Below are 15,015 nucleotides of genomic sequence, written 5' to 3'. Positions count from 1 at the left end.
GGTAGGTGGAGAATGGGGTAAAGTAAGTGGTGGCTAACTAGAGGAGGCTTGCTATGGCACCTATCGATATTGTTGTACTGGCTGTTATCGGTATTGCGTTTGTCGCCGTGTGCGTGCGCATCTACCGCAAGGGCACCTGCGCCGACTGCGCTCAGGGTGGCGTTTGCACGGGGCATTGCTCCAACAAAAAGACGTGCGCCGCACTTAAGGGCGTGGACAAAATCGCCGAAGACTTGGGCCGCGGTATTCATTAGCCGACCGGCGTTTGGGCATGCATGATTGCAGATGCGGCAGTTGCTGATACGATAGGCACGTTAGCAACTGCCGCCGAGCGGCTCAAACGAAAGGAACCCTGTATGGAGTCCTCCGCCTATCCGATGCTCTTTAGCCCGATCAAGGTCGGTACGACCGAGGTCAAGAACCGCGTCTTTATGCCGCCGGTATCTACCAACCTGGCCGATCACGGCTATGTGACCGACGATTTGGTCGACCATTACCGCGCCCGTGCCAAGGGCGGCGTGGGTCTGATCATCACCGAGGTCGTGACGGTCGAGCCTACCTATACCTATCTGCCGGGTGACATGTGCTGCTACGACGACACGTTTATCCCTGGCTGGGAAAAGCTCGCCGCCGCCGTCCACGAGTACGGCTGCAAGATCATGCCGCAGCTCTTCCACCCCGCCTACATGGCCTTTAACATTCCGGGCACCCCGCGCCTGATCGCTCCGTCCTTTGTGGGCCCGTCCTATGCTCGCGAGGCGCCGCGCCCCATTACGGTAGATGAGATCCACGAGCTCACGCATCAGTTTGGCGACGCTGCCGTGCGTATGCAGAAGGCCGGCGTCGATGGCGTCGAGGTTCATGCGGCGCACGCCCACGGTATGCTCGGCGGCTTTTTGACTCCGCTCTACAACAAGCGCACCGACGAGTACGGCGGCTCACTCGACGCCCGCATGCGCTTCCTGCTCGAGGTCATCGCCGAGATTCGCGAGCGCTGCGGCAAGGACTTTATCATCGACGTCCGCATCTCGGGCGATGAGTACACCGATGGCGGCCTGACCCTCAACGACATGATCTACGTCTCGCGTCGCCTGGAGAAGGCCGGCGTCGACATGATTCACGTGTCGGGCGGCACCACTATCAAGCGTGGCTCTGCGATTCCCGCCGCCGGCACCCAGCAGGCCTCGCACGCCGCCTGCTCGCGCGAGATTAAGAAGCACGTCAACATTCCCGTCGCCACCGTCGGCCGCATCAACGAGGCCTGGATCGCCGAGGAGCTGATCGAGGACGGCGCTGCCGACATCTGCATGATGGGCCGTGCCAATCTGTGCGATGCCGAGTTCTGCAACAAGGCCGCTGCCGGCAACGCCGACGACATCCGCCCCTGCATCGGTTGCCTGCGCTGCCTGAACGGCATCATGTTCGGCAAGCGCATCTCCTGCACCGTCAACCCGGACGTGGAGCGCGACGAGGCCGGTTACGAGCCTGCCGCCGAGGCCAAGAACGTGCTCGTTGTGGGTGCCGGTCCCGCGGGCATGGAGGCGGCCTATATTGCCGCCAAGCGCGGCCACAACGTGGTGCTCGTGGATAAGCAGGACGAGCCGGGCGGCGAGATGCGCATCGCGGCCGTTCCGCCGGCAAAGCAGGAGCTCACCCGCGTGATCAAGTATCAGTATCGTCGCCTGGCCGAGGCCGGCGTCGCGTGCGTCTTTGGTACCGAGCTTTCGGCCGAGGACATTCAGCGCGACTACGCGGGCTACGAGGTTGTCCTGGCTTATGGCGCCGAGCCCATTGCTCCAGCCTTTATGCAGGGCTTTAAGCAAGTTATGACGGCCGATGACCTGCTGGGCGGCAAGGCTTTCCCGGGCAAGAAGATTGTCATCGTCGGCGGCGGAACCGTCGGTTGCGAGACGGCCGACTACCTGGCCCCGCTGGTCAACGACCTGTCGCCGGCCAACCGCGATGTCACCGTCATCGAGATGACCAAGACGCTTGCCGCCAACGAGGGCGGTGCCGGTCGCGCGGTGCTCATCACGCGCATGCTCTCCAAGGGTGTTCACGTGCTGACCGAGGCCAAGGTGACCGAGATCACCGAGGACACCATCAGTTACGAGAAGGACGGCGAGGTCCACACCATCACCGGTGCCGATACACTGGTGCTTGCCATGGGCTATCGTCCCAATACCAAGCTGGCTGACGACCTGGCTGCAGCCGGTGTTGCCACCCACGTGCTGGGCGATGCCAACAAGTGCGGCAACATCCGCGACGCTATCGGCGATGGCTACAAGGTTGCCTGCGAGCTCTAGTCAACCCCTTGTTGCGTGGGGGCAGGTTACTTTGCACCAACTTGGTGCATGTAAATCTGGCCCCATTGCACCATTGCGGCTTCATGGAGTAGCGCCCGTACGCATCGAATTTCTCCTCTCATAGATGTGCGGCACAAAGAGTCCCGAGTTCATACGAGCTCGGGGCTCTTTTCGTTTGGATTGCAGGCGTATTGACAGACGAAAACAGTCTGTGTCCGGTATTGAGCCATACGAAAGCGAAATTATGCGTCTTAATTCCGTACGCAAATAAAGACGAAAACCGTTTGCGTCTTTGATAAATCAGTACGCAAACGGTTTTCGTCTTATAATACGGTTATGAATGGTACGAAACGAGAGGGTTGTGCATATGGTTGTTAGAGAGAACCCTACAGTCGAATACAAGGAAAGCGTTACGCCGACGTTTCTTAAAACGGTGAGCGCCTATGCAAACTACGGGACGGGCAAGATTGAGTTTGGCGTTGATGACGAGGGCGTGGCTGTCGGCCTTGCAGATCCGGTCGCAGAGTGTCTCCGCATCGAGAACATGATTAATGACAGCTTGGATCCCGCTCCCCGTTACACGCTCGAGCGCGATGAGAAACACGGGACCGTAATCCTTACGGTTTATGAGGGCCAGGACAAACCCTATCGAAGCAAGGGAAAGGCCTACAGGCGAAACGATTCGGCAACGGTGGAGGTCGACCGGTTTGAGTATGGCAGGCTGACGCTCGAAGGCAGCAACGTAACGTTCGACGCGCTCACGTCGGCTCGCCAGGACTTGAGTTTTCACACGCTCGAGCATAAGTGTGTTGAACATCTCGGCATTTCCGAGCTAACGCCGGATATTATGCGCACGCTTCGCTTGCTCGGCAAAGATGGCTATACCAACGCTGCGGCGATTTTGGCGGATAAGAATGATTCTCCGGGCATCGACTGCGTCCGTTTTGGCGATACCGAGGATGTGATCTTGGACCGTGAGACGACGACAAATGTATCCGCAATTGAGCAGGTGGACAGGGCGGTGGCTATGTTTGCACGCTACTACCGTTTTGAGCGTATCGAAGGGATGGAGCGCGTCCAAACCGATCGAATTTCTCTTGAGGCATTCCGCGAAGCTGTTGCAAACGCTTTGGTGCATCGGACGTGGGACGTTCGAGCGAATGTTCAAATTGCCTTGTACGACGATCGTGTTGTTGTGACTTCGCCCGGATCACTGCCCGCCGGTTTGACGACGGAACAATACCTGTATGGGCAGATATCCGTGCTCAGAAACCCAATTGTCGCCGAGGTCTTTTTAAAGCTGGATTACATCGAGAAATTTGGCACGGGAATCGCGCGCATTAGACGTGCCTATCGCGATTCGATCAATCAACCAATTTTTGATGTTCGCGGCGGCATGGTGGCCGTCACATTGCCCGCTACCGATGCCTTTGAAGGGTCCGAGGAAGAGATCCAGGTTCTCAATGCCTTGTCGGGCGGGCGAATTATGTCGCGAAGCGAGATTGAAAAACAGACGGGGCTGAGCCGCATGCGGACGTTGGCGGCACTCGAATCTCTGCTTGAACGGAATGCAATCGTAAGGCAGGGAACCGGGCGGGCCACGAAATACGAGCGCTCATAGTCCAAAAGAGCCATGGTACAAGACGGACCCCAAGCCAGCGTTGGCTTGGGGTCCGTTATATCCCGGATGGTAACGGGCCGATTATTGTCAAGTTATAGCAAAGTATAGCGACGTACAGCAAAGTATAGTGAAATATAGCAAGCCGTATAGCGCGCCTTGACTATCAACCCTTGATTATCACCGTCCGTATTTCACAGCAACTTATAACAGGCTCGGGGTGCCAATTTGGGGTGCGGTAGTACTGCGTCACGAAAAGGGCCTATCTACTACGTTTAAGCCGCAGGGGTCAACCATAGTCGGCTTTTTCGAAAATCGACAAGCTGTCTACCTGCGGTTTTGTTTTCACGGTTTTCGGTATGGCCGAGGCTATCCGTGTTAACGTAGTAGATGGGCCACTTTTGTGGCAAGGGGGCCGATCTGCGGGCCAGGGTAGCTAAAAGAGCCCCGTCCCAAAAAGACTGATTGGGAGCTGGGGCGTGTCGATGCGATAGTATTACGTGGTGGAATTCGACAAACCGTGGGCTTCATCCGAGGGCTTTATGGAACAACACCAGCATTATCAGAGCCTGCAAGATCAGGCATACAACGCACTGCGCTCCAAGATTATCTATGCCGAGCTCAAGCCCGGCACGCGCCTTTCGGCGATTGGTCTGGAAAAGGAGACGGGGATCGGGCGCACGCCAATTCGCGAGTCCTTTGTGCGCCTGCGCGAGCAAGAGCTGGTGGAAACGCGTCCCAAGAGCGGCACCTACGTCTCTAAGATCAGCATGGAACACGCCGAGAATGCCTGTTTCTTGCGCGAGAAACTCGAAAGAAGCGTACTCATTAAATGTTGTCCGGCTGCCACGTCCGAGCAAAAGCATCGGCTCGAGCAGATTCTTGCCGAGTCCGAGTCGCTCGACCATAGCGAGACGCGTCGCTTTTTCGACTTGGATAACCTGTTTCATGAGACGTGTTTTGAGATTGCCGGTCGTCACATGCTGTGGGATTGGATGAAGAGCGTCAACACGCATTTTGAGCGATACAACTGGTTGCGTATGGTGTCGCAGGATCTGGATTGGGAGCCGATTCGTCGACAACATCGTCGGATTCTCGAGGCCATTAAGAGGGGCGATACCGACACGGCGAGCTACCTGGCAGAGACGCACTTGCACCTGATGCCCGAGGAGCAGGGCCCGGTTATCGCCTTGCATCCCGACTATTTCGAGCTGTCCAAAGACTCGTCTATCTAGCCCATCACCGCATCTGCTCGAGACGCAAAAACGATCCTGCTCATCTACAACGTTTTGCAAGCGAGATTTTTAAAAAAATGCCTAAAATGGCTCAGACTGCCGACAATTGGGAAACGGGGTGCGCTATGGCGCAGATGAGGATTAAGGACATTGCTGCCGAGGCGGGCGTGAGCCCGGCCACGGTCTCGCGCTATCTCAACAACCGCCCTGGGCAGATGACCGAGGAAACCCGTGCTCGCATCGCGGCAGTTATCGAGCGCACCGGCTATCGTCCACGTGCCGCCGCGCGCAATCTGCGCAGCTCGCGTACCAACCTCATCGGCGTGATCTTGGCCGACATTGCTAACCCGTTCTCCAGCGCCATGCTCGAAGGGCTTTCCGCCAGCGCCGCCGCGCGCGGCTGCTCGCTCATGACGGCCATTAGCGGCAACGACCCCGCCAAGGAGGCAGAGTCGCTCACCAGACTTATCGATGCCGGCGTGGACGGCCTGGTCGTCAACACCTGCGGCGGCAACGACGAGGCAATCGTCGCAGCTGCGGGACGCCTGCCTGTTGTGCTGCTCGACCGCGATGTTGCCGCCGGCGGTGTCGATCTGGTGACCTCCAACAACCGTGAGCTGGTCGCCGGCCTGGTAGACGCCTTGGCCGCTGCGGGCAGCGAGCGCCTGTGCCTGCTCACCGAGGCGAGCGACGACAGCCCCGTGCGTCGCGAGCGCGCCGAGGGCTTTGCCGACGAGCTTTCGCGCCGCGGTCTTGCGGGCGAGGTCGTCACCTTGGCGGACGGTGGCGCCACGGGTGTCAGTCGCCTGGACGAGACCATCAGCGGCTATGCGGGTAAAAAGCTCGGCCTCATTGCCGTCAACGGCCTGGTCTTCCTGCGTCTGACCGAGGCGCTGGCCCAGCTCGGCCCCTCGTTGCCGGCGGGCCTTAAGATTGCGACGTTTGACGATTACCCCTGGAACCACGTGCTCTTTGGCGGTGTGACCACGGCCGCGCAGGACACCCTCACCATTGCCGAGCGCGTAGTCGAGCGTCTCTCCGAGCGCATCGACATCGTTACCACTACGGTGGGCGATGCCGCAAAGCTCGCCCCCAAGCGCATCGAGATACCCGGCCGCATCGAACACCGCGCTTCGACCTCGCGCTAGCCGCTCGTTCGCAATGGCCTGCTCAAGCACGTTTTTTGAGCGCTTGATACGCTTTAACCCTGCGGAAACATTTTTCTGCGATAGTATCTGCGATATAGACCAGTCGAAACCCGCCCGAAAGAAAGGGGAGCGACATGAACCAGCAGAACATCGATTACGTACTCCGCTCCGTAGAGCAGCGCGATATCCGCTTTGTGCGTCTGTGGTTTGTCGACATTCTCGGCCGCCTCAAGAACTTTGCCATCAGCCCCGAGGACCTCGAGGTCGCTTTTGAGGAGGGTATTGGCTTTGACGGCTCCGCCATCGAGGGCTTTGCCACGCCCGAGGAAGCCGACATGCTGGCGTTCCCCGATGCTTCGACCTTCCAGATCCTGCCGTGGCGCCCGAGCCACAACGGCGTCGCCCGTGTGTTCTGCGACGTGTGCACCCCCGATCGCAAGCCGTTTGCCGGCGACCCGCGCGATGCCCTGCGCCGCATGTTCCGCAAGGCTGAGAAGGCTGGCTATCTGCTCAACGTGGGCGCCGAGCTGGAGTACTACTACTTCCCCGACGAGCACACCCCCGAGCCGCTCGACAACGTGGGCTACTTCGATCTTTCGGTGAGCGATGCCGCTCGCGACCTGCGTCGCAACACGGTCCTCACGCTCGAGAAGATGTCCGTGCCCGTGGAGTACACCTTCCACGCCGCCGGCCGCTCGCAGCATGGCATGAGCCTGCGCCACGCCGAGGCCCTGAGCATGTCTGACGCCATCACCACGGCCAAACTCATCATTAAGCAGCAGGCCTACGAGAGCGGTTGCCACGCCTCCTTTATGCCCAAGCCGTTGGCGGGCGAGGACGGCAGTGCCATGTTCCTGTGCCAGTCGCTATTCGACCACGACGGCAACAACGTGTTTTGGGGCGAGGACGACGAGAAGTACCATCTCTCCGACGTCGCCAAGCACTATATGGCTGGCATCCTGGCGCATGCCCGCGAGATCAGCGCCATCACCAACCCCACGGTCAACTCGTACAAGCGCATCACGACGGGCGGCGACTCCGTGCCACAGTACGCCACGTGGGGCCTGCGCAACCGCGCGAGTATGGTCCGCATTCCGGTCTACAAGCCCGGCAAGCAGCTGTCCACGCGCATCGAGCTTCGCAGCCCCGACCCCATGGCCAATCCGTACCTGGTCAACGCCGTCACGCTGGCGGCTGGTCTGGACGGCATCGAGCGCAAGCTGGAGCTCCCGCCCGAGGCAACGGCCGAGACGCTCAAGCTTACCGACCGTCAGATGGTCGAGGCCGGCTACGCGCCGCTGCCGCGCTCGCTCAAAGAGGCGCTCGACGTGTTTGAGGACTCGCAGTTTATGAAGGATGCCCTCGGCGAGCACATCCACAGCTTCTTCCTCAAAAAGAAGCGCGACGAGTGGCATAAGTTTGAGTCTACGATCACCGAGTGGGAGATCAAGCACTACCTGGCGAACTCCTAATCGCGCTGGCTTGTTCCAGTACGATTGAGCTCATTTCTTTGGAGGCCGATATGTCCGAAAAGAGTGCCCTGTTCATGGCGCGCACGACGCGCTTCCACGAGTTTGCCCGCAGCTTGACGACTACCCTGGGTGTCGAGGTGAGCCTGGCAACCCCTGATTCGCCAACTGCGGCGCACGACTTTGACCTGCTGATCCTCGATTCCGACGGCATCCGCAGCGACCGCATCGATCAGATTGCCAAGTGGCTTGACGATCGCGGCGGTGTCCCCATGTTGGTGATCGTCGACGATGAGGCGCTCGGTACCCTGCGCCTGCCGAATCACGCGCATGCCGACTTTGTGTGCCCCACGGCGACGCCCAACGAGCTTAAGGCTCGCGCGCAGCGCCTGATGGGCGAGGAGGAGACCGTCACCGCCGACGATGTGCTCAACATCGATAACCTCGAGATTAATCTGGCTACCTACCAGGTGACACTCGATAACGAGCCCATCGACCTGACGCTGATGGAGTACTCGCTGCTGAGCTTTTTGGCGACGCATCCCAATCGCGCCTACAGCCGCGAGGTGCTGCTGCACCGCGTGTGGGGCTTTGAGTACTGCGGCGGCACGCGCACCGTCGACGTGCACATCCGACGCATCCGCTCCAAGGTGGGCCCGCAGATCGCGGCACACATCACCACCGTCCGCGGCGTGGGCTATCTGTTTAAGGACTAGATTTCCACCACAAAGGGGACAGGCACCTTTGTGGTGGTTTTGACGCAGGTGCGGGTTCCTTTCGAGTTTGCAGCAGAACTTAAGCCTTCCTAAAAGATTGCGTTCTCGTACACGTACGCCCGCATATTGGGGTACAACTCAACGTGAACAATGATGGCCCGCCACGGTGTTTGGCGGGCCTTTGGTTATTTGACGAAAGGATCGCAGCTATGAGCGAGAACGATTCCCAGCGTCCCCAGGATGTTGGCAATGCCGGCGAGACTCAGCAGCAGCCGCGCGTGCAGGTGGAGTCGACGCCTGCCGACGGCAACAACATTCCCTACGTGCAGGCCTACGATACGCAGACCGGCAAGCCGCTGGGCGGCCAACAGGTCGTGAACAAGCACACGGTGGTCAAGACCAAGACCAAAAAGCTGCCGATCTTTATTACAGCGCTTGCCGGCTGCGCATGTGGTGCCCTGCTGGTCATTGCGCTCATTATGAGCGGTACGCTCGATATCGGTGGCGGCAAGAATGCCGTGACGGCGGGCGCTTCGGGTTCGTCGACGCAAAAGATCACCATCGACTCCGAGGACACCACGCTGGCCGAGGCCGTTTCTGCCAAGGCCCTGCCCTCTGTGGTTTCCATCACCGCCACTTCGAGCGGTGGCCAGAATGGCTCGCTTTCGCAGTCTGCCGACGAGTCGGACAACTCGGGCAGCGTCGGTTCGGGCGTGGTGCTCGATACCGAGGGCCATATCCTCACCAACAACCACGTGGTCGATGGCTATGACCAGTACGTAGTGACCATGGACGACGGCACCACCTACGAGGCCGAGTTCGTGGGCAACGATGCCTCGAGCGACCTGGCCGTCATCAAGCTCAAGGACGCCGACGCCTCCAAGCTCACCCCGATCGAGATCGGCGATTCCTCCAAGCTCAACGTGGGCGAGTGGGTTATGGCGATCGGTTCGCCGTTCGGCAACGAGCAGTCTGTCTCCACGGGCATCGTCTCGGCGCTGTATCGCTCCACGGCCATGAGCTCTACCAGCGGTAACACCATCTATGCCAACATGATCCAGACCGATGCTGCCATCAACCCGGGCAACTCCGGCGGCGCGCTCGTTAACGACAATGGTGAGCTGGTGGGCATTAACTCGCTTATCGAGAGCTATTCGGGCTCCAGCTCGGGCGTGGGCTTTGCTATTCCCGTTAACTACGCCAAAAACATTGCCGACCAGATCATCGACGGCAAGACGCCGGTGCATCCGTACCTGGGCGCCACGCTTTCGAGCGTCAACGCGCTCAACGCCCGCACCAACAAGCTGAGCACCGATAGCGGCGCGTATGTGGCGAGCGTCGTCGAGGACGGTCCCGCCGCCAAGGCCGGTATCCAGGAGGGCGACGTCATCACCAAGCTGGGCGATGACGAGATTACGAGCGCCGATGGCCTGATCATCGCGCTGCGCAGCCACGAGTTGGGTGAGAAGGTCGAGATCACGCTTGTGCGCGGCAAGGAAGAGAAAAAGGTCACCGTCGAGCTGGGTTCCGATGAGAAGCTGCAGAACCAGCAGCAGGACGACAGCGCGACCGACACCGGCAACGGCGGCATCACCGATGAGCAGCTGCGCCAGTATCTGGAGGAACTGCTGGGCAAGCAAGGGCAGGGCCAGAGTCAAGGCTACGGCCAGGGTTACTAACGAGCCACTCCACACATATCGAAGCCAGAGGGGGCTGTCCCGCCAATGCGGGACAGCCCCCTCTTTTCTTATTGATCCGTTCGGGTTTTGTCAATAAGGATAGAGAAAAAAGTAAATTATTTTTATGAGGTTACAACATCGGATTGAATAAGGCGCAGTACCTTGTCGGTAAAGGTTTCCCGGCTGGTCTGGCTGAAATGGAAATAAATATCAAAGGTCGTACCGCCAACGGTCTTTACCATATCGGGTGGCGGTACGTCCGGGGCGGGTGAAGCGTTGCCGCCCGCCATCACGGGCAGGGGGATGGCCTTGCCCTCTCTGCTGGTGCTGTCGCTCCCCTCCGGGGCGGGGATGGTGCTGGTGATCGTCATGCTGGGGTCGTAGGTCATAGGCTCTCCTTTCATCATTCATCAAAGTTAATCCACGTGAGCGCCATTTTGCCGCCCACGTTGGAGTGGGGGAAGGGGAATGTATTAGTCCCCCTTTGAGGACTGTCCACAAGCCCCCTGATTGCAAGGCTTTTCAGCCTCTAAATGTCCACGCCTGCGGCGTTCCCGTTCGCTGGCAGCTTTCTTTCTCCGGCGCACATTGGCGGCGCACTCGTCACAGTATTTGCCCCGATTGGAGCGCGGCACGAACATCGCCCCGCACTCGGCACAGGGCCGCGCCTGTCCTCGGTGGAGCAAGGCGGCACACAACCCCTTGTCTGTTGGCAGGACGGCGGCGCGGAACCATTTACAGACCAGGGAATAGGTGATACTCTGGACGCAGACACAAGGCTCCCAGCCGTCATCAAGAGCAAGACAGTTGCCGCCGTCATAATTGCAGCAGTCATGCACCAGCCGCCGGACGGCTCGGTACTGCTGGTAGGTCAGTCGGGGAATGCCGTTCACCGCTCCACCTCCCGGCGTTTCTGCTGGGTCTGCTCCTGCTGGTGTATGGCAGCATCGGCGTTCCGCTTCACCTGTTGAAGCCGCCGCAAATCGTCTTGGATAGGCTTGTACTGCTCATACTCGGCTGTGTACTCCTGGTGAAGCCTCGCCTGTTCCTGTTCCCACGCATGAACGGGGATTTTACCAGCAGGGGAACGGTGCTTGTCCAGCTTCCGGCGGGCCATGTGGAACGTCCTCAACTCGTTCTCATGCTCCCTCTCGAATTTTTCCCGCTTGCCCTTCCACTTGATACCCTGCAACTCGTCATAGACGGGCTTGGTGTCTCGGTAGAGGTCAACAAGGCGAAGCAGTTCCTTCAATTCGTTCAGACGGTCACGCTTCGCTTTCATGGATGTGTTGATGGCCTCCGTTCGTTCACTCTGGGCGGCGATATGGGTCTCTAAATCTTCCAGCGTAGCGATGCCCCTCTCGGTCAGAAAATTGATGGCCTCGGCAAAACCTTTAAGATTTCCAATCCTGGCGTTGCGGCTCCATGCTCCGGCGTTCCGGCCCTCATAGTAGTCGGTCAGCAGGGCGGCAAGGGTCGGGGCCTGGGGCTTGCTCAATTCTTCTTTTATGGCCTTAATCCAATCCGTCAGGCCGGCGATTTTCTTCCGAATATCCCGCAGAATGTTGTTGGCCTTTTTTATCCAGCGGTTCAGATCGCCCTTGTCGGTGGGGATGCCCTTGGCCTCCATCTGGCGGACGGCCACGCCCTCATGGACGGTGGGCAGCAGGTCAAGGCCCTGACGCTCATAGGAGCGGTGGTCGATGCGGCAGGTCAGCCCCTTTTCCTCAAACTTGGCGTTCACCATAGCGGCCCACGCCTCCCGCCAATGTTCCAGTGTTTCCGGGCTTCCCCAGTCGGTAGTGGGAACAGCGTCAAAGAGGGGCTTGCCGTCCTCTCCCATAATGCGGTTCCCGTCCTCGTCCAGACGGTAGCGGCGGCGCTGCTTGCACCCCCATTTGCCGTCTGGCTCAATGGGCCGGATGGGGCAGAGAACATGAAAGTGCGGGTTAGGAATACCGCCGTCCTCCTTGTCCGGCTGGTGGATGGCAAAGTCGGCAATCATGCCCCGGCCCACAAGCTGCTCCGAAACAAATTGCCTTGCAAGAGCGATGTTTTCCTCCAATGAAAACTCGTTCTGCAAGGCAATGTCAAAGCTATATGCAAGCTGGGCTTTCTTGCCGCGCTCGGCCTTCTCCACGGCGTTCCAGAGGGTGGCGCGGTCTTGGTACTGGTTGGGGGCCTGGGGCGGCAGGAGAATGTCTGTGCAGACCACGCCGCCCTTGTGGGTGTAGTCGCTGACCTCGCCATAGTATTCGCTATACAATTTCTCCCCGGCTCGGTAGGCGGCGGACGTGACAACAGACTGTCCCGCGCTCCGTTTGACCTGGGTAACGTGGAGATGGAACAGGGCCAATTATCCGCTTTCCTGCTGGTCAGTGGCTTGGCTCACCAGGGCGGCAACTTCCGGCAGGGAAAAGACCTTTTCCATCAAAAGAAAAAAGGCCCTTTCGCTCATGCCGCGCACCTCCGGGGCGATACTCTCCACCGCTCCGCCACGGGTGATAAGTCGGTGGTTTCGCTTCTTCCTTTCGCCTTGGGTGTAGTAGCGGATGCGGTTCTCATACCGCTGGCCTCTGTGCTGGTACTGCTCCAACTTAGCGGTGGCCTCAGCATACTCTTTCTCTAATTCTTCGCGTGACTTGTCCATCGTGTTTGACCTCCTTCTTGGCAAAACAAAAGACCGTCTACCTGCTGTGTCGGGTAAACGGTCAAGGGTAACGGTATTCGGTTTTAGCCTCGCTGGAAAGGTGCAGACGCAGAGCGGATGTACCTTTCCAGCGAGGGCGCAGGGATAGCCGCAAAGCGGCGCAAGGGGCGCAGCCCCTTGTACGGAGCGGAGCGACGCAAACGGCCCGGACTTTCGGAAGTCCGGGCCGTAGCCTCGCAGAGCGCACGATACATGGTCGCAGACCATGTATAGAAGTGCGCCCTTTGTTCCAAAGGGATTTTATAAGTCCATCATTGATGGGAGAATTTTGTTGAACATATGGCGCACCTTATCAATCCGGGTGTTTGGGCGGCGTGGCTGAAAAACTGGTTCGCCGCTGGCGATTTGATACCCCTTCAATTCTGTTAAACAAACGCTTCTCCCGTTTGTATAAAAGGTGAGGTCATTGCGGTACTCTTGCACACAGCGGGCAGGGATTTCGCCAGTAATAATCACCTCGCTGTTTTTAACCTGGGTCGTTTCAATACTCGCGCAATATTTTGGTGCGTCATGATAAGCTCTGGAGAGATATTCCTGCGGCGCATAGAGTGTAAAAGAAAGATATGGTTCCAATAGCTGCGTCCCCGCCTTTTTCAACACCTGCTCCAATACAATAGGTGCCAATGACCGAAAGTCTGCGGGAGTGCTGACCGGACTATAATAAAGCCCATACTCAAAACAGATTTTACAGTCCGTTACCTTCCATCCATACACGCCTTGTTCCAGACCGTAGCGGATACCATCCAATACAGCGTTTTGAAAACTCTGATTCAAGTATCCAACGGAAACTTTGCTCTCATACTGCACTCCGGTGCCAAGGGGGAGAGGGGTGACGGACAGCCCGATGGACGCCCAGAATGGATTGGGCGGCACTTCGATATGAATGGTGTGACTTACCGCTTTCAATGGCCTCTCCATATAGATGACGGCAGGTTCTTTTGCAGTTGTGTTGAGCTGATATTTTTCCACCAGAAGATCAGAGATAATTTCCAATTGTACCCGGCCCAAAAAGGAGAGAATGATCTCATGGGTCACAGCGTCTACTTCATAGCGCAGAAGCGGGTCGGTATCCGCAATTTCTGTCAAGGCGTTTAACAAGCGTTCCCTCTGTTCTGGTTTCTCTGGTGCAATTGCTGTCCGCAGCAAAGGGAGAGGATTGTCGCTCCACGTTTCACGGGGCAGCAGCAGTTTGTTTCCCAGCACATCATTCAGCCGCAAACTGTCGCAGGGTACAATGACGATCTCGCCCGCATGGGCAATCTCTGTTCGGACAATCTCACCCTTTGAGGGGATACGCATTTCCGTAATTTTCAGTTTTTCTTTCCCTGCCAAGGCTACGGAATCCCGCAAATGAAGCGTACCGCTATACAACCGCAGATAGGCAAGGCGTTGGCTCTGGTTTGCGTACTCAACTTTGAACACAGTTCCGCACAATTCAGAGCTGTTCTGCCCGGTGGGTGATTGGAATGTATCTGTGACCGCTTCAATGAGTTGTCGGATTCCCAAGTTTACCTTGGCACTGCCATGATAGACCGGAAACAGAGAGACGCTTTGGATTCTCCTGTTTTCCTCCCGCAGAAGTTCTTCTTTGTCCATTGGTTCTCCGGCAATATATTTCTCCAACAATTCATCACAGTCCGCAATCACGGTATCCCAATTCTCCAGCCCCATGTTTTCCATGATGGATATATCCGGGGAAAGCTGCACGTTCTGCTTAATAATCATATTTGCGGAGAGCTTATCTCGGATAGACTGATACACACCTGGCAGGTCAATCCCGTCCTGGTCGATTTTGTTAATAAAGATAACAGTTGGGATTTTCATTACTTGCAGAGCATGAAACAGAATACGGGTCTGCGCCTGAACGCCGTCTTTTGCAGAAACAACCAAAATCGCTCCGTCAAGAATGGCAAGGGAGCGATAGACCTCCGCTAAGAAATCCATATGCCCAGGAGTATCCACAATGTTGACCTTACAATCGTGCCACTGAAAGGAAGTGACCGCCGTTTGAATGGTGATTCCACGCTGCCGCTCTAAAAACATGGTGTCCGTTCTCGTTGTTCCCTGATCCACACTGCCGGGCGCCTCGATTGCTCCGCTGGTATATAACAGGCTCTCCGTCAAGGTCGTCTTA

The 15,015-nt window shown here is 57.8% G+C and carries 13 protein-coding genes; 8 read left to right on the top strand and 5 right to left on the bottom strand.

Going from position 1 to position 15,015, the window contains the following annotated elements; genetic code table 11:
• The first annotated feature begins 53 nt into the window (after positions 1-53).
• The 8 genes from DXC79_RS00065 to DXC79_RS00030 all read left to right on the top strand — a co-directional run bounded on the left by DXC79_RS00065 (position 54) and on the right by DXC79_RS00030 (position 10,171).
• Positions 54-254, top strand: coding sequence for a hypothetical protein (locus tag DXC79_RS00065; RefSeq protein ID WP_117634210.1), 201 nt, complete (start codon positions 54-56; stop codon positions 252-254).
• Between the two features lie 102 nt (positions 255-356).
• Positions 357-2,306 (top strand): NAD(P)/FAD-dependent oxidoreductase, encoded by a 1,950-nt coding sequence (locus tag DXC79_RS00060; RefSeq protein WP_117634207.1) that lies wholly within the window; start codon positions 357-359, stop codon positions 2,304-2,306.
• A 367-nt stretch (positions 2,307-2,673) separates the two neighbouring features.
• Positions 2,674-3,927, top strand: a complete 1,254-nt coding sequence (locus tag DXC79_RS00055; RefSeq protein WP_158550928.1) for an ATP-binding protein — start codon at positions 2,674-2,676, stop codon at positions 3,925-3,927.
• Positions 3,928-4,466: 539 nt separating this feature from the next.
• Complete coding sequence (locus DXC79_RS00050) at positions 4,467-5,159, top strand: GntR family transcriptional regulator (protein WP_117634203.1); 693 nt, start codon at positions 4,467-4,469, stop codon at positions 5,157-5,159.
• Positions 5,160-5,284: 125 nt separating this feature from the next.
• The gene (locus tag DXC79_RS00045; RefSeq protein ID WP_158550927.1) at positions 5,285-6,307 is read left to right on the top strand and encodes a LacI family DNA-binding transcriptional regulator; all 1,023 of its coding nucleotides are present in this window, start codon (positions 5,285-5,287) and stop codon (positions 6,305-6,307) included.
• A gap of 134 nt (positions 6,308-6,441) precedes the next feature.
• A complete protein-coding gene (locus DXC79_RS00040; RefSeq protein ID WP_117634197.1) occupies positions 6,442-7,779 on the top strand; it encodes a glutamine synthetase family protein in 1,338 nt (445 codons plus the stop codon).
• Positions 7,780-7,829: 50 nt separating this feature from the next.
• Positions 7,830-8,492: a response regulator transcription factor gene (locus tag DXC79_RS00035; protein ID WP_006234733.1), complete on the top strand. Its 663-nt coding sequence runs from the start codon at positions 7,830-7,832 to the stop codon at positions 8,490-8,492.
• Between the two features lie 209 nt (positions 8,493-8,701).
• Positions 8,702-10,171 (top strand): S1C family serine protease, encoded by a 1,470-nt coding sequence (locus DXC79_RS00030; RefSeq protein WP_117634194.1) that lies wholly within the window; start codon positions 8,702-8,704, stop codon positions 10,169-10,171.
• A 122-nt stretch (positions 10,172-10,293) separates the two neighbouring features.
• On the opposite strand, the gene DXC79_RS10085 is transcribed toward DXC79_RS00030, so the two are convergent.
• The 5 genes from DXC79_RS10085 to tet form a co-directional block, all read right to left on the bottom strand.
• Complete coding sequence (locus tag DXC79_RS10085) at positions 10,294-10,560, bottom strand: transposon-encoded TnpW family protein (RefSeq protein WP_035300361.1); 267 nt, start codon at positions 10,558-10,560, stop codon at positions 10,294-10,296.
• An 84-nt stretch (positions 10,561-10,644) separates the two neighbouring features.
• Complete coding sequence (locus DXC79_RS00020) at positions 10,645-11,064, bottom strand: cysteine-rich VLP domain-containing protein (protein WP_021631987.1); 420 nt, start codon at positions 11,062-11,064, stop codon at positions 10,645-10,647.
• Complete coding sequence (mobQ, locus tag DXC79_RS00015; RefSeq protein ID WP_021631986.1) at positions 11,061-12,527, bottom strand: MobQ family relaxase; 1,467 nt, start codon at positions 12,525-12,527, stop codon at positions 11,061-11,063. Before mobQ ends, DXC79_RS00020 begins: the two co-directional genes overlap by 4 nt.
• Positions 12,528-12,821, bottom strand: a complete 294-nt coding sequence (locus DXC79_RS10025) for a DUF3847 domain-containing protein (RefSeq protein WP_021631985.1) — start codon at positions 12,819-12,821, stop codon at positions 12,528-12,530.
• Between the two features lie 300 nt (positions 12,822-13,121).
• The coding region (gene tet / locus DXC79_RS00005; protein WP_117634192.1) for a TetM/TetW/TetO/TetS family tetracycline resistance ribosomal protection protein at positions 13,122-15,015 on the bottom strand (1,894 nt) is incomplete at its 5' end.

Origin of the sequence: Collinsella sp. TF08-11AT (genome assembly GCF_003437035.1) — a bacterium.
GTDB lineage: Bacteria > Actinomycetota > Coriobacteriia > Coriobacteriales > Coriobacteriaceae > Collinsella.
Note: the sequence above shows the minus strand (reverse complement) of the source record. Positions and strands in the feature narration are given on the sequence as shown.